Genomic DNA, 15,197 nt, shown 5'->3' on the forward strand with positions numbered 1-15,197 from the left:
GAAAGTGCCTGTTTCTTCAGCAGGCACTTTTTTAATTTGTTGCAGGAGTTGTAAACGGACCAATGTCTTTCATTTGCAGGAAGGCATTCACCGTCTTATTTTCTTCAAGATCATTCGCTCGTTTGCAGATAACAACAGGTCTGACGATTTCAATTCCTTCAATGTACACGCGCCCAATTTCTTTCTGTTCGAGACTTTTGTGAACAGCATCACGTGGAACAAGGGTGATGCCATAGCCTGCTTTGATCATTTGAATCGCTTCATGGACACCGCTGAATTGTAAATCAACGGTCGGTTTTTTAATTCCTTTAGAGGTAAAGAGAGAAAAGAGCTTTTCTCTTGTGGAACTGCCTTCTTCGCGCATTAAAAAAGGTTCATGGCTCAGGCGTTCAAGCGGGACGGTTTTTCCGTTCAATGGATGGTCCGCTGGGACAATAAAATCATAGCTTAAATGAGTCAAATGGGAGATGAGAATCTCCTCGTGGTGCAAATCTTCAATCACAGCGATGGCCACATCTGATTGATATTGAAGCAGGCTCTCTATGACTTGAGCGGAGTTTCCACTTTTTAATTCAATTTCTGTCTGTGGTGATGCTGTTTTAAAAGCAGCAAGCCAATCAGGCAGCAAAAAGTTGAGCGGTACGTAGGTAGAAGCGATTCGGAGTCTCCCTTTTTTTCCGCTTTGTAATAGTGTGATCTGATATTCTACTTCCTTTTCAGCTTCAAACACTTGCCGGGCGTAAGGATACAGAATTTTCCCCGTTTCCGTGAGTGTAATTCCCCGGCCATTACGTTTAAAAAGGCGAAAACCGATCTCTCGTTCAATGCTCCTTAATTGAGCCGTCACAGCTGGCTGTGTCAATGCTAACACGTCTGCCGTTTGTGTGACGCTTTTTGTCTCTGCGACCTTTGCAAAAATTCGGAGGGCATGTAAATTCATTTTTGCACCACCTATCAATTATTTTGATGATTAAATCAAAAACATTCATTAGATTTATTATAAGGCATCCCTTATCGTAAAGGTAGCGAAGGAGGCAGGGAAAAATGGACCGTCGTCAAAAGCAAGTCGTCTCAATATCGCTCATCACAGCGTTTGCACTCATTGGAGATTCAATGCTTTATATTGTTCTTCCGATCTATTGGAGAGAGGTTGGTTTATCTTCCATTTGGGAGGTCGGATTACTGCTGTCGATCAATCGATTCATTCGCATCCCTCTAACGCCTGTCGTTTGGTGGCTATACCGATATGTGCCAATGAAGACTGGCGTATTGATCGCTATCTTGATAGCCTCAGTGACAACGATGCTATATGGTGTCAGCGGTTTTTGGCTGCTGCTGATCTGCCGCTGCGTATGGGGATTGGCATGGACGTTATTGCGTATGAGTGGAATGCGGTTGATTGCTGAAATGGATGAAGGCTCACAAGGCCATTTGACGGGTCTTTATAACGGGCTTTACCGCCTTGGCAGTTTATTTGGCATGTTATTTGGCGGGCTATTCGCAAGCTTTATCGGCTTTCAAGCGATGACGCTCGTCTTTGGTTTACTCTCATTGCTAGGCTGCATTTTTTATGTGTCTTTGGATGAGATTGAAAAGGGGCAAGGCAAAGAAGTGTATCATGGCATCAAACAGAGGGGGTTTGCACGAGATGTAGTGAAAGTACTGCTGACTGGTATGCTTGTAGCACTAGTGATACAAGGTTTATTTGCTTCAACACTGAGTCATGTGATTGAAGCAAAGATCGGTCAGGATGAATTTGCTCTTTTCGGTTATGTGATAGGCGCATCTGCTTTAAGTGGAGGGATTCAAGCGATCAGATGGGGGTGGGAACCATTTGTCGCACCAAGAACAGGCAGATGGTTTGATAGGCTTGTGCTCAAGGAACGAATGCTTTGCTGGATGTTTCTTTCGTTTGGAGGTCTCAGTATTCTTGCAGTCATGCTGGAGGTAAGTGGCTGGTTTCTTGTTATGTTGCTTTTGATGCAGCTGCTGTCAACGATCTTAACGACGTTAACGGATACGCTTGCTTTTCAAAAAGCCTCTACTCAAACAGATAAGAATCGTTTCCTTGCAAGCTATTCCTTCGTTCAAGATATTGGTGCTGCTTTAGGGCCTTTGTGCGGATATACGATGATTCAATTTTTTGGATCGAGCAGTGTCTTCTGGCTGATGATCATCATAAGCTTAGTGCTTTTAAGCATGTGGGCGAGAGGCGGCCGGCTACATGTCTCTTCTGATGCAGCGTAAAGAGCCATGCTGACGTGATCGCTTCAACATGGTGAAATGGTCAATTCACGTATTTGATGACAGCCATTTCTTTACCGAAACAGTGCCCTTCATTCACACAACCTAAGCTTTCATATAAGCGGTGAGCAGCGGTATTGTCAGGATGATAGCCGACAATGATTTTATCTGTTTTTGTCAGACGGCACATTTCGTCCAGTAGCTGTTTAACTGCGTCCGTCCCAATCCCTTTTCTTTGCTGCTTTTCATCAATCATGATGCGGTAAATCCAGCAGCCGTCTAGTTCTTCTTTTTCGGTACGAAACATCGCAAAACCGACCACTGAGTCATGGAGATAGATGGCATAGCACTTCAGCTTCGTATCAAATGCTGCTTGAGCAATGGAAACAGCGTTTGATTCCATGTAGAGCTGCTGCTTTTGACTAAGTGTCAGCTGACAGCATTCATACCAGTTCTGTTCATTTACTTCTTTTACATAAACGTATTCTTTTGTCATGTTGTACCCCTTTCGTAGGGGATACGCTTACGATAATAGGCGAACCCCCTGATTAGATAGAAGAGAAGATAGTGTATATGTTCTCATCATGACCGCCTCCTTTCATGTCTTTCTTTATGATCACATATGTACAAAAGCTGATATAAGCATAAAAAAACTGTCTCATGCAGCTGAACGCAAGAGGCAGTGATGTTCTCTTAATCTATGTCTGAATCGTATGTTTTTTGCGTCAGCTGGCTGACGACTTCTTTTAAGCCATTTGGTTTATGGAATTCAACAGGTGTGCTTCCTTTTTCGAATACGATTTGGTCTGCTTCAACCAGCACGACATATCGATTGTTGACCTTCGCAATATGGATCGAGTGGCCAAAGTCTGCTAGAAGACCTTTGATTTCCGTTTCCCCTAGACGCATTTTCATCGTGATATCAGGGGTTTGTTCAACAATGTGTGAAGCTGCTAACGTAACCTGTTCTGTATCAAGTCGTTCCCTGATCTCTCGTTTCTCACTCGCTTCCCATATTTCAAGGTCCTCTTCAAATTGTTTTAATTCTTCACTTTCATCCTGTAATGTTTCAAATACTTGTTCCTGCACCATATTCATGACCTGTGATTTCATGATTTCAGGCATTGATTCTCCGTATTCAACGAATTTTAGAAAGTCCTCAAAATAACGGGCGTGTGAGGACTGGTGAATTTTCACTTCTGCTTCCTCTGTCATGCCCTCTTCTGGCATAAACGGATATTGAATTGATTTCATGTTTTTTGTTGTAATGGCCATTTCGACTTTTCGAATCAAGGTAGATGTATCTGCGATAGAAGCGACTTTCTGTTCAAAATCGCATTTCATGATAAAGACAAAGGAGTCATCGAAATACTTTTTAGGAACCGCAGACGCAACTAAAAAAACGCCGCCTCTGACAGCACTTGTATCTAAATACGTGCGAACAAACTGTTCACTGCACTCATTAAATATTTCTTTTGAATCAGCAAATCTCGTCTGATGAAATAAATTGTAGTTTGGATTTGAATCGAGCTCATGGCCCGGTTCTACAATGAAACGGCCGATTTTGGTCGGTACTTGTTCAGATTTAGGGTGTCTGTCCACTTTTCGTTTGACGATTTTTTTCAGCTCTCCGTCTAAAAAGTCCTTCAGCTCACTTTGTACAAATTCCTCTTGGTCTAATGTTTGATAATGTTTAAATCGTTTATTTGCTTGTTCATCTTTGCCTTCGACTTCAACGACAAAGAATGATAGAAAACGAATCGTAAAATCCATTAATTGGTCACCACTTTTTCTTCTTCGGATATGTTGAGTATAGAAAAAGGAGTGAAAATCGTCAACGAATGGAGAAATATCGTGTCATTATTTCCCGAGAAATGTTTATTGAAAAACACTTGATAATAATTATCATTCTTGATAGAATGGTAAAAGAAAAGAAGGAACCTGCCAGTTCCTTCATCTTAGAAAAATGTATTATTTTGTTTCAAATGTTTCGCAATCAGTTTCTGCATTGCGAGTCACATCAGTCATTGTGCTTTTACCAATTTTAATTGTAGAAGCTGTACAGCTGTTTTCAGCCCAAAAACGGCAAGAGTTCACCTCACAAAGTACGTTTTGTGCCATGGGAATTCACCTCCGTGATTCATATTGAGAATGAAGCAAGCTGCCACTTGAATTCATTCAATCTAGTAGTCTCTTTATAGAAAGAGGCTGTTTGTGCTACTTATGCACATGTTTATCATACCATCTACCCTGAAAATATACAATTTAAACTTCGAAAGAGCGAGAATACAAATCTCGCTCTTTTTTATTTGTAAAAATAGTTAAATGCTAGGTTGCACCATCTCTCATTTCGACATATGAATAGAGTAGATTCAAAACCTGATGTCGGACAAAGTATGAGAATATATGTACTAATTTCCACATAAAGATAGGGTTTTCAATCAAAATCTTCATAGAGAGATGAGGGGAGAAGATGAAAGCAGTCATTCTCTGCGGAGGAAAGGGAACGAGAATGAGTGAGGTCACACAAGCGCTTCCTAAACCACTTGCTATGATCGGAGATCGGCCTATTCTATGGCATATTATGAAAATCTATCAGTATTACGGTGTAGACGAGTTTATCTTATTGCTTGGATATAAAGGAGAGAAGATCAAAGAGTATTTTCTCGACTACGACTGGCGGAATCACAGCATGCAGCTGGATATGTCGACAAGAGAAATGAAGCTTTTAGAGAAATCAGAAAGCTGGAAAATCACCTTTTTAGATACGGGCGAGAATACGATGACAGGCGGACGTTTAAAACAGGCGCAGGACTACATTGGTGATGAGACATTTATGATGACGTATGGTGATGGGCTCGCCAATATCAATATGTTTCATTTGCTCAAGCTCCATCAAGATCTTGGGGCAGCTGCCACTGTCACGGGAATTGAAAAGATGTCACAGTACGGGACGCTGAAGGTGTATAACGGGATGGCACAATCCTTCTCTGAGAAGACAGACAGTATCGGGATGATCAATGGAGGATTTTTTGTGTTGTCTCCAAAGGTATTTGATTATTTGACAGACGATGATCAATGCGTGTTCGAAGCGGAGCCTCTTCAACATCTGGCGAATGATGGAGAGCTTGCGGTTTATGAGCACCACGGGTTTTGGACAGCAATTGATACGTATAAAAATCTGAAGGAAATCAACGGCATGTGGACAGAAGGAAAACAACCATGGAAGGTTTGGTGACGGCATGAGCGGATTTTGGAATGGCAAGAACGTATTTGTGACTGGATGTACAGGGCTGTTAGGGAGCTATCTCGTCAAGGAATTGATTGATCAAGGCGCCAACGTGACAGGGCTTGTGCGTGATCAAGTGCCAAGATCGAATTTATATCAAGGCAGTCAATTTGAAAAGATGAATGTGGTGCAAGGCGCATTGGAGGACATGCAGACGATTGAACGTGCGTTAGGAGAATACGAAATTGATACCGTCTTCCATTTGGCGGCCCAAGCCATTGTGGGGGTCGCAAATAGACATCCTGTTTCTACATTTGAAGCCAACATTTTAGGTACATGGAATGTGCTGGAGGCGTGCAGAAGACAGCCGCTGATCAAACGAGTGATTGTGGCTTCAAGTGACAAAGCATACGGTGATCAGGAGCAGCTTCCATATGATGAAGAGATGCCGCTTAACGGGAAACATCCGTATGATGTATCGAAAAGCTGTGCAGATTTGATTTCTCACACATACTACAACACATATGGTCTTCCGGTTTGTATTACGCGATGCGGCAATTTATACGGAGGCGGAGATTTGAATTTTAACCGAATTATTCCGCAAACCATCCAGCTAGTTTTAGAGGGAAAGGCACCGGAAATTAGAAGTGACGGCACTTTTATTCGTGATTACTTCTACATTGAAGATGCGGTCAAGGCCTATTTGCTGCTAGCTGAAAAAATGGAGGAAAAAAGGCTGGCAGGAGAAGCCTTTAACTTTAGTAATGAAATTCAGCTGACGGTCCTTGAGCTCGTGGATAAGATTTTAAAGGCAATGGGAAGCGATCTGAAGCCTCGTATTCTGAACCAAGGAACGCATGAGATTAAACATCAATATTTATCGGCAGAAAAAGCGAGAAAACTGCTTGATTGGAAGCCTGACTACTCCATTGATGAAGGTTTAGAAAAGACAATTGAATGGTACCGCGAATTCTTTCAAAAATAGAGGTGTAAATAGATGAACAGCATATATTGTACGGTTCTATCAAGTGGAAGACTTTATCAAGCCATTGCGTTTTTTTTATCGTTGAAGCAAGTAGAAGATGATGCTGTCATCAAGACGTTATGTATGGATGATGCTGCATTTGATTTGCTTCGTCAAATGAATTTCCCACATGTCGATCTTGTTCATGTACGGGAGCTTGAAACGCCGGAGCTGCTAGAGAAAAAAGAGGAACGGGATGCGTCGGAATATTGCTGGACATTAAAGCCGATGTGGATTGAGAGGTTATTTGAACAGGAGAAGACGGAGGAAGTGACATATCTTGATGCGGATTTGTTCTTTTATGAGAGCCCGCAAGTCATTTTTCAAAACCAGCCGGATGCCTCTGTTTTACTCTCGAGAGGGGATATTGTCATTCCAAGCTTTGATCCAGAGGAAGTGAAAATGCTTCAGAAGCTTTTAGGGCGATATAACTCGGGCTTCCTACACTTTAAAGGAGATGAAGCCGGACGGAAGTGTCTCAGCTGGTGGAAAGAAGAATGTCTAAAAGAATGCAAAAATGCACCGGGAGAAGGCAAGTTTGGAGACCAAGGGTACCTGGATCATATGCCGATGCTGTTTGAAAAAGTAGAAGATATTCAAACAAAGGGCGTCAATATTGGTCATTGGAACTATGGACAGCATTCCTATCGGGAAGAGAATGGGCGTATTCTGCTTGAGGATGGGAGCCCGCTCATTTGCTATCATTTCAGCGGCTTTCGAATCGTGAGTAAGGATCATATGCAGCAAATCCATGAAAACGGGAGAAATGACTTGCCATTTTTCCAAGAAGCCTATCGGGAAGTGCTTATTCATGTGATTGAATCTGTGGAGCGAGTCAATCCAATGTTTAACGGCTATGCCAAACTGGAGGGGGATGACGCATGAACAAAAAGCCAAAGGTAAGCGTCATTATTCCGAGCTATAATGCGAAAGAGCGCTTAGAAGGTAGCCTCTTTTCCTTAACGCTTCAGGAAACGGATATTCCATTTGAGGTCATTGTCGCCGATAATGGGTCAACGGATGGCACGATGGAAATGCTCGGAAAAATTGAGGTGAACTTTCCGTTCAAAAAGGTGCGTATCCCTGTCAATCAAGGGATTGCCAAGGGACGCAATCATGCCATTCGCGAGGCAGAGGGAGACCTGCTGATTTTCCATGACAGTGATATGCTGGCAGAGCCGCAATTTATTCAAAAGCATAGAGAGGCGCATGCTGATCAAGAGGATCTCGTCATTTGCGGTGTGTGCTGGAAGCGGATCTATCGTTATTTTTACACAGCATTTGATAAAGATCACGTGAAGCGATTGAAAACACAAGGGCTGTATCAGCTGGAAATGAAGAACAAAACGCTTCTCTTATCAATGGAAGAAGTCGAAAATGGTGCATTTCTAGAGAAAAGCTTCGATTTGCAGTCTGAGTTTATTGATATCCTCAAAGACATCTTGGACATGTACCACTATGATTTAAGTTCTTATGAGCTGCCGTGGCGCTTTTTCATTACAAATAACTCCTCAGTAAAGCGAAAGCATGTCATGGCACTGGGGATGTTTGATGAAAATATCGTTCGGTACGGGTTTGAGGATTATGATTTAGGGATTCGTCTGCATCAGCTTGGCCTATCATTTGAACTGAGAGAGGATATCATGAGTGTGCATCAAGAGCATCCAAGTAATTTAACGTCATTTGATGACGTCAAATATAATATTTTGTATATGTGCGAGAAGTACAACAATATTGATTCCATTGATGTCCATTTGGCATTCTCTGGCCCGTTTTCTCACACCGTGACAAATGACATCGTGAAAGAAATTCGTCACCTGCGTGAGAATCCGTCATTTGATGGTCTGTTATCTTATTTTTTAGAGCTGCTTCATTTGATCACAGAGCGGAATGTAGACATCAAACGTGATCAAAAAGATGTGCTGACAGCAAAGCACTTTCCCTTGAAAAAGCTGTCAGAGACTGCGCAGCTTGCAAGGCAGGAATATGGCTGCACGGTTCTTGTGGAAGCAATTCAAGGGCTGACGAAAGAGCTGTTATGCGTTGATTTGTTTCAAGTGGATGTGTTGTAGATGGCATCCTATCATTTTACAACCATTGTGTCGAATACCCATGTATTTAAGCTGCTCGCACTGATTCATTCACTTGAACAAACCGCCCATTCATTCAAGCTGTCTGTTTTATGTGCGGACCCTTTGGCTTACAAGGTGTTAAATCAGTTTCCTCGCCCGCATGTCCAATATGAACAGCTTGAAGACATTGAAGATGATTCGCTGCGAAAGGCAAAAGGTGATCGTACGTTCCATGAGTATTGCTGGACGTTAAAGCCTGCCTTTCTACTCAAAATTCTTGAGTCCTCAGATGCGGATTATCTCGCTCATTTGGATACTGATTTGTATTTTTATCATGATCCAGGGGCGATATTTGAAGAGAATCCACTCGCTCATTTATTTTTGACGGATCATATGAATTCCAAGCGATTCTATCACTTTTATGAATTGTCCGGCCGCTTTAATACTGGTTTTGTAGGCTGTCGTAACACAGACGTTGCCAAACAGGCGGTAACGCAATGGAAAGAAAACTGCATTGCGCACTGTACAGTAGAAATGGATACGGAAAAAAAGACGTATGGAGACCAGCGGTATGTTGAAAGATGGATCGATGATTTTGAAGGTGTCCATGTGGTGACATCTAAAGGGGCCAATGCGGCGATTTGGAATATTGAAAACTATAAGCTTTCCATTGTGGAAGGGGATATTTACCTCGACGAAAATCCTCTACTGTTCTATCATTTTTCTGCCTTTACGATCATTGATGAGAATACCTTTAATCTCAATTGGTATTACTATATGAAAGAACAAAAGCTGGTGGATCATCTGTATATTCCGTATGCCAATTTGGTTCATCAAAAAATTAAACAGGTGCAAGAGATATTTCCAGAATTTCAGCAAGGGTTTATTGCGAAGAAGCATGTTCCCGACACGCATTTTTATGAGATATGAAAAAACCGCTCATTATCTGAGCGGTTTCAGCGTGTAGATAAACCCTCGCATTCGGTGTCAGTCCTGCGTGCCGGTGCTCACGAATGTCAAATTCGCTCCGCTTTCCTAGACTGCAAAGGTTTTCTATCACGCTGACAAGAAGACAAAGGGCTAAAATAAAGTTCATTTTAGCCCTTTGTCATCAATCTGAACCGCTCATTAACTGAGCGGTTTTCAATTTTATGATTCATTCCATTTGGAGATGGTGTGATCACTAGGAAGTAAGACGGCTAAGATGCCTAAAATCGGTAAAAAGGCAGCACCGATCATGGTAGGAGTTAAACCGAAGGCATCAATGAATGAACCGAGGGCAACCGATCCGATCGCACCCATTCCAAACGCAAGCCCAACTGTTAAACCAGACATTGTGCCAATTTTCCCGGGAAATAGTTCTTGAGCATAAACGACTGTGACAGAGAAGCTTGATGTCAGAATGACCCCAATTAGTCCAAGTAAAACATAAGCAAAAACAGGTCCGGCAAATGGCAGCAGCAGGGCAAGTGGAAAGGATGCCAATAAGGAAATTAAAATCACGGTTTTCTTGCCGAAGCGGTCTGCAAGCGGCCCGCCTAAAAATGTCCCGACTGCACCTAGAATAAGAAATAAGAAAATATAAGTCTGTGATTCTTTAATCGTCAATCCATATTGTTCAATCGCATAAAACGCATAGAAATTCGAGATTGCATTCCCATACCAAGAGCGGGCAAAGATGAGAAAGACGATAATGCCAAGTGCCGCGAGTGCTGACTTACGGTGAATATCAGACCTTGGAGCTTTCGCATGTGCTTTCTTCGCTTGTGCTCTAATGGCTTGAAGCTTCGCAGCGTACCATCTGGAAATATAGAGAAGGAAACCGACAGCAATCATTCCAACAATCGTAAACCAAGCCACTCCTGGCTGACCGAGCGGGACGAGCATTAATGCAGCGATAAGTGGTGCAAAGGCTTGACCTGTATTCCCGCCTACTTGATAGATGGACTGGGCAAGTCCTCGTCTTGGGCCAGCTGCCATGTTGGCAACACGTGAGCCCTCTGGATGGAAGATCGCAGAGCCGAGTCCGATAAAGACAACGCAAAGCAAAATGGTCGCAAAGGATGGGGCAAACGCAAGTCCGAATATACCGACAGCACTTGAGAATAAAGCAACAGGAAGTGCATAGGGCATCGGCCGTTTATCTGTGTACCACCCAATCGCAGGCTGCATCACGGAGGAGACCATATTTAATGTAAAGGCAATCAGCCCTAATTGTGTAAAGGTCAGCCCCATTGAGCGTTCTAAAATAGGGAACATGGCAGGAATAACGGCTTGCAATGTGTCGTTGAGCATATGGCAAATACCAATGATCAATAAAATGGGATAAACCGTTGAGCCGGTGACAGCTTTTTGGGGTTTATCCTTTGCACGAGCAGCAATAGCCAATGAGACTTCCTCCTTTCATCCAACTGTTTTCTTTTTGCATTCCCCTCATTTTATTCATAAGGTGAACTATAAAACAATAGTAAATTGTCATGATTTAGAAAAAAGAGACACAGCGCTTGATTGATAGCGTGTGTCTCTAAAGGATTATTGATAAAAAGAAGCGATTACAGGTTTCATTTTTTGAATGACAAGTCCACTGCCGCCGCGGTTTTTCACACCTTCGATCATGCCGACGAGGACGTAATCTTCTTTTTTAGGATTAAACGCAAGTAAAAATCCATTTTCAGTGCCATCTGTTGCACCTTGTTTGCTCTTCAGCTCTGCCGTTCCAGTTTTAGCGGCGATATCTGCTCCTTTGATTTGTAAGGAGTGAGCTGTACCGTTTGGATTGGTGACGACTTGAGTCAGCGCGTCTTTCACCGTGTTTGCTGAGTCTTCTTTGATGATCTGCTTTGGTGATGCTGTTTTTTCATCTTGAATCACTCGAGGATAGACAAGCTTGCCTCCGGTTGCAAAAGGAGAATAGGCATGTACTTGCTCAATCGGTGACATGAGTAATTCACCTTGACCATATGCCGAGTCAGCGAGTAGGATGTCCGATTGAATGCCATCGTTCGATACTTGTGCTGGTTTCATTGTAAATGGCATGTGTAAGTCTTCGCCAAACCCAAAAGTTTTCACTTTTTTCTCGTAGGTGTCTTTACCAATTTCAAGTGCTTCCTGTCCGAAGTAAATATTGTCAGAGTACACAAGGGCATCGACCATATTCACTTTTTCTTTGGCGTGCACCCGTGTAATTTGATAATTTCCCCATGATTGATCCTTTTGCCATTTCAGTCCATGAATGGTGCGCACTTTATTAGGCTTTGTGACACCTGTTTCCAGCCCAATGGCTGCTGTAATGGTTTTGAATGTGGACCCTGGTGCATACCGGCTCGCATATCGAGCTTGGAATGGGAGGTCCGGGTTTTCACTGTATGCCTGATATTGCTTAGGTGTTATCCCGTTTGTCATGAGATTGACATCGTAGGAAGGGGTGCTGACAAGCGCTAATAGATCACCAGATGATGGATTCATGATGGTGACAGCCCCTTTTTCACCTTTCAGCTGCTCATAGGCTTTTTTCTGTAATGAAGCATCAATGGTCAGCTTCACTGTTTTTCCGTCTTTTCGGTCTGTTTTTTGCAATGTCTCTTCAATACCTGTTTCATCATGGACAATGAGAATGCTGCCACCATCTTGTCCTCGTAAATTTTGATCGAATGTGAATTCAAGACCGGTTTTGCCAATGATTTGATCAGCCTTTAATGCTGGATTCCTTTTGATATCATCCGCATTTGCTTTTCCGACATAGCCTGTTAGATGAGCAGCGGCTTCGTTATATGGATAGTAGCGCATTTCCTTCGATTGATAGGTGACGCCGTTTACGTCCTTTGGAATCGGCATTTGCTTTAACATAGATTTCAGCGGAACAAACGTGTCGTCTGTGACCCATGTTTGTTTCAGCTGATTTTGAATCAATTCTTCATCTATATCAAAAGCTTTGCTGATCTTTTTCATATTGCGTTCTTTTTCTTTCCCTGTCCCGAGCTTTCCTGGGATGATGCCAAGAGCGTTTCCACCAGTTGTTTCTGCTAAAGTACGGCCTTTCCGATCCACAATATTTCCGCGTACAGCAGGATCTGTTTTTACTTTGATGGTATCTCCCTTCTCCATTTGCGGGAAGATGAGATTTGGCTTCCAGTCCACTTTCCACTTGTCATCCTCTTCGGTGAGAACCCCCTTGTATGACAGCTTGTTCAGCTTTCCAAGAGACGTTTTCATCGTGACATCATAGGTGAACTGATACCCATTTCCTTTGTCCTGTTTTTCGACTTTGACCTTTGATACGTTCAGATCATAAGCACCAATTCCATTAAAAATATTGTCGTATTTTTCGGCTAGTTGTTTTTTGGAGAAGTCATTGGCTTTCAGAGACGCACTCGTTACCTCATCTGCCAGCTTCGCAAAGTCTTTCTTCTCCATGTGTTTCGTAAAGGACTCGGCCGCCTGTAACGCCTCTTTTTCTTTTGAGAGAAGAGTATCTTTTAAGAAAAAGAAAGCAGCAACAATCACGATAATGCTAAGAATGGGTATGATGACTTTTTTTTGTTTCCAAAATGATTTTCGTTGATCTGTATACAATGAAAACACCTCAATTTTTGATTAGATCCTCTATATTTTACAGTTATTGCGTGTGATTTGTATAGTTTCTCCTATGAAAATAGATCAAGTCGTGGTTTAGGAATGTGAATAATGACAGTAAGTTTATCTAAAAGATATCTTCATTTTTTCTTATGATTTAAAGGATTTCTTTAGAAATCATCGAATGTGGAAATTTAGAAAAAATTTTAACAAGCGTTTTCATTAGGGGGGATTGTGATCGTTTATAAAAAAGTGAATTTGACTGGACTTGTTCTTGGACCAATGCTCTTCTTGTTGATTCTTTTTCTCATACCAGAAGATGAATTGACTTATGCTGCGAGAGTGGTATTAGGCATTACGGCTTGGACTGCGACGTGGTGGGTGACAGAAGCTTTGCCGATACCAGCAACCTCTTTATTGCCCATCATCCTTCTGCCAACACTTGGCGGGCTCTCTATGGAGCAAGCATCAAGGGCTTATGGAGACCCGATTGTCTTTATGTACATGGGCGGATTTATGATCGCAATCGCAATTGAAAAATGGAATTTACATAGAAGAATGGCATTACATATTTTAAAGATCATTGGCACAAGAAGTGACCGCATTGTATTAGGTGTCATGATCGCGACTGCTTTTTTATCTATGTGGATTTCTAATGCAGCTACAGCACTGATGATGCTGCCGGTGGCATTGGCTGTTATTAAAGAGGTCAAAGCGAACGAAATCTTATCTGGTGCATCTCTTGATCGATTCACCAAAAGTATTTTATTATCGGTTGCTTATTCAGCGTCAATTGGTGGTTTGGCGACACTTGTTGGGTCAGTGCCAAATGCTGTTTTTGCTGCGATGTCAAAAAAGCTGTTAGATCGGGAAATTATGTTCTTTGAATGGTTTTTGTTTGGTTTTCCCGTGGCGATTGTTCTTCTTATTCTCTTATTTCTGTATTTGACCAAGATACAGTTCAAGGTAGAGCACACAGGTGAAATGAGTGTAGCGTTCATACGGAAGGGGTTAGAAGATTTAGGCAAAATGAAACAAGAGGAAAAATGGGTTTTTGCTATTTTTCTCATGACGGCTTTTTTGTGGATATTTAAAATCTTTTTGTTTGGAGGGATCACCGTATCTGATACATCTATCGCCATTTTTGGTGCGATGTTGTTATTTCTCATTCCAGCGACAAATGGAGAGAGAATACTAGAATGGCAGGATATGAAGCAGCTGCCGTGGGGACTTTTGCTTTTGTTTGGGGGCGGGCTTTCGCTCGCTACGGGCTTTGCAGAGACCAATCTAACAGGATGGATCGGGGAAAATTTACAGCATTTAAATGGGCTTTCGTATCTCATGCTGCTGATTATTTTAACAAGCGCTATTTTATTTATGACAGAAATTATGTCCAATACAGCTGTTGCCAATATGATTATTCCGATTACGGTAGGGCTTGGCCTTGCAATTGGCATCGAGCCGTACGGTTTAATGGCTTCGGCTGCTTTAGCTTCTTCTTGTGCGTTTATGCTGCCCATTTCTACACCGCCAAATGCGGCTGTCTTTAGTGCGGACGTGCTGAAAATCTCTGATATGGTCAAGGCGGGCTTTTGGTTAAATATCATCAGTATTGTGGCGATTGTCCTTGCGGTTTATTTCTGGCTGCCGATCGTGCTTAAAAGCTGAACCGATGAAAGATGAGGGGTTTGAACGGATCCGAAATTAATTCCTTTGAAAATGCGTAAGCGATGAATGTCGGACAAATAGCTAGCAGAGTGGCAAAAATCAGGGGTAGGGACAGAATGTTGGAGATGCAAGCGGTTTTGCCGGGACAAAAAGCCACGTAGATGATCGAGATCAAGTGGACTCACCTGCCTCTTTTTCACCAGCAGCTAAATCCATTCAAAGGAAGTACGTTCAGCAAAAAACAGTTTCATTTAAACAAAAAAAGAGACCGGGAATCGGGACTGACCCCATAAGATGAGACAAATAAAAAACACCTTCAAGTTTGAAAACGGATCGTTGTTATCCGAAATAAGACGTGGAGGTGTTTTTTCTATGGGGACAAGAGTGA

At 42.3% G+C, this 15,197-nt stretch carries 13 protein-coding genes and 1 pseudogene; 8 read left to right on the forward strand and 6 right to left on the reverse strand.

Going from position 1 to position 15,197, the window contains the following annotated elements; genetic code table 11:
• Positions 1-31: 31 nt before the first annotated feature.
• Positions 32-940: a LysR family transcriptional regulator gene (locus tag ACSLGF_RS14565; RefSeq protein ID WP_456006659.1), complete on the reverse strand. Its 909-nt coding sequence runs from the start codon at positions 938-940 to the stop codon at positions 32-34.
• 104 nt (positions 941-1,044) lie between these two features.
• Between ACSLGF_RS14565 and ACSLGF_RS14570 the strand changes: the two genes are divergently transcribed.
• Positions 1,045-2,247, forward strand: coding sequence for an MFS transporter (locus ACSLGF_RS14570; RefSeq protein ID WP_456006661.1), 1,203 nt, complete (start codon positions 1,045-1,047; stop codon positions 2,245-2,247).
• Positions 2,248-2,287: 40 nt separating this feature from the next.
• Here ACSLGF_RS14570 and ACSLGF_RS14575 read toward each other — a convergent pair whose 3' ends face one another.
• The 3 genes from ACSLGF_RS14575 to ACSLGF_RS14585 all read right to left on the reverse strand — a co-directional run bounded on the left by ACSLGF_RS14575 (position 2,288) and on the right by ACSLGF_RS14585 (position 4,365).
• On the reverse strand, positions 2,288-2,740 hold the full coding sequence (locus tag ACSLGF_RS14575; RefSeq protein WP_456006664.1) for a GNAT family N-acetyltransferase: 453 nt from the start codon (positions 2,738-2,740) through the stop codon (positions 2,288-2,290).
• A gap of 197 nt (positions 2,741-2,937) precedes the next feature.
• Positions 2,938-4,017 carry a DUF3900 domain-containing protein gene (locus ACSLGF_RS14580; protein ID WP_456006667.1) on the reverse strand — a complete coding sequence of 360 codons (1,080 nt, stop codon included), beginning with the start codon at positions 4,015-4,017 and terminating at the stop codon, positions 2,938-2,940.
• Between the two features lie 198 nt (positions 4,018-4,215).
• A complete protein-coding gene (locus ACSLGF_RS14585) occupies positions 4,216-4,365 on the reverse strand; it encodes a DUF1540 domain-containing protein (RefSeq protein WP_099679841.1) in 150 nt (49 codons plus the stop codon).
• A gap of 352 nt (positions 4,366-4,717) precedes the next feature.
• Here ACSLGF_RS14585 and rfbF point away from each other — a divergent pair, with 352 nt between their 5' ends.
• Genes rfbF through ACSLGF_RS14610 form a run of 5 tightly spaced genes read left to right on the forward strand, consistent with a single transcriptional unit; the run spans position 4,718 to position 9,499 of the window.
• A complete protein-coding gene (gene rfbF, locus ACSLGF_RS14590) occupies positions 4,718-5,482 on the forward strand; it encodes a glucose-1-phosphate cytidylyltransferase (RefSeq protein ID WP_456006669.1) in 765 nt (254 codons plus the stop codon).
• A gap of 4 nt (positions 5,483-5,486) precedes the next feature.
• A complete protein-coding gene (locus ACSLGF_RS14595; protein ID WP_456006671.1) occupies positions 5,487-6,458 on the forward strand; it encodes a GDP-mannose 4,6-dehydratase in 972 nt (323 codons plus the stop codon).
• Between the two features lie 12 nt (positions 6,459-6,470).
• A complete protein-coding gene (locus tag ACSLGF_RS14600) occupies positions 6,471-7,382 on the forward strand; it encodes a putative nucleotide-diphospho-sugar transferase (protein ID WP_456006674.1) in 912 nt (303 codons plus the stop codon).
• The gene (locus ACSLGF_RS14605; protein WP_456006677.1) at positions 7,379-8,569 is read left to right on the forward strand and encodes a glycosyltransferase family 2 protein; all 1,191 of its coding nucleotides are present in this window, start codon (positions 7,379-7,381) and stop codon (positions 8,567-8,569) included. The genes ACSLGF_RS14600 and ACSLGF_RS14605 overlap by 4 nt, the downstream gene beginning before the upstream one ends.
• Positions 8,570-9,499: a putative nucleotide-diphospho-sugar transferase gene (locus ACSLGF_RS14610; protein ID WP_456006679.1), complete on the forward strand. Its 930-nt coding sequence runs from the start codon at positions 8,570-8,572 to the stop codon at positions 9,497-9,499. It abuts the gene before it with no gap.
• A 219-nt stretch (positions 9,500-9,718) separates the two neighbouring features.
• Here the strand turns inward: ACSLGF_RS14610 and ACSLGF_RS14615 are convergent, their stop codons facing one another.
• Together ACSLGF_RS14615 and pbp4 are read right to left on the reverse strand one after the other, a co-directional pair.
• The gene (locus ACSLGF_RS14615) at positions 9,719-10,957 is read right to left on the reverse strand and encodes an MFS transporter (protein ID WP_456006682.1); all 1,239 of its coding nucleotides are present in this window, start codon (positions 10,955-10,957) and stop codon (positions 9,719-9,721) included.
• Between the two features lie 144 nt (positions 10,958-11,101).
• A complete protein-coding gene (pbp4, locus tag ACSLGF_RS14620; RefSeq protein WP_456006684.1) occupies positions 11,102-13,141 on the reverse strand; it encodes a penicillin-binding protein PBP4(5) in 2,040 nt (679 codons plus the stop codon).
• A gap of 234 nt (positions 13,142-13,375) precedes the next feature.
• Between pbp4 and ACSLGF_RS14625 the strand changes: the two genes are divergently transcribed.
• On the forward strand, positions 13,376-14,809 hold the full coding sequence (locus tag ACSLGF_RS14625; RefSeq protein ID WP_456006686.1) for an SLC13 family permease: 1,434 nt from the start codon (positions 13,376-13,378) through the stop codon (positions 14,807-14,809).
• Positions 14,810-14,871: 62 nt separating this feature from the next.
• Positions 14,872-15,107, forward strand: a pseudogene (locus ACSLGF_RS14630) (hypothetical protein).
• The last annotated feature ends 90 nt before the right edge of the window (positions 15,108-15,197 follow it).

The sequence above is a fragment of the Bacillus sp. A015 genome, from assembly GCF_053851875.1.

Bases quoted from the DNA above. Each gene is read 5' to 3' on its own strand.
- ACSLGF_RS14565 (WP_456006659.1), bottom strand. From the start codon at position 940: ATGAATTTACATGCCCTCCGAATTTTTGCAAAGGTCGCAGAGACAAAA.
- ACSLGF_RS14570 (WP_456006661.1), top strand. From the start codon at position 1,045: ATGGACCGTCGTCAAAAGCAAGTCGTCTCAATATCGCTCATCACAGCG.
- ACSLGF_RS14575 (WP_456006664.1), bottom strand. From the start codon at position 2,740: ATGACAAAAGAATACGTTTATGTAAAAGAAGTAAATGAACAGAACTGG.
- ACSLGF_RS14580 (WP_456006667.1), bottom strand. From the start codon at position 4,017: ATGGATTTTACGATTCGTTTTCTATCATTCTTTGTCGTTGAAGTCGAA.
- ACSLGF_RS14585 (WP_099679841.1), bottom strand. From the start codon at position 4,365: ATGGCACAAAACGTACTTTGTGAGGTGAACTCTTGCCGTTTTTGGGCT.
- rfbF (WP_456006669.1), top strand. From the start codon at position 4,718: ATGAAAGCAGTCATTCTCTGCGGAGGAAAGGGAACGAGAATGAGTGAG.
- ACSLGF_RS14595 (WP_456006671.1), top strand. From the start codon at position 5,487: ATGAGCGGATTTTGGAATGGCAAGAACGTATTTGTGACTGGATGTACA.
- ACSLGF_RS14600 (WP_456006674.1), top strand. From the start codon at position 6,471: ATGAACAGCATATATTGTACGGTTCTATCAAGTGGAAGACTTTATCAA.
- ACSLGF_RS14605 (WP_456006677.1), top strand. From the start codon at position 7,379: ATGAACAAAAAGCCAAAGGTAAGCGTCATTATTCCGAGCTATAATGCG.
- ACSLGF_RS14610 (WP_456006679.1), top strand. From the start codon at position 8,570: ATGGCATCCTATCATTTTACAACCATTGTGTCGAATACCCATGTATTT.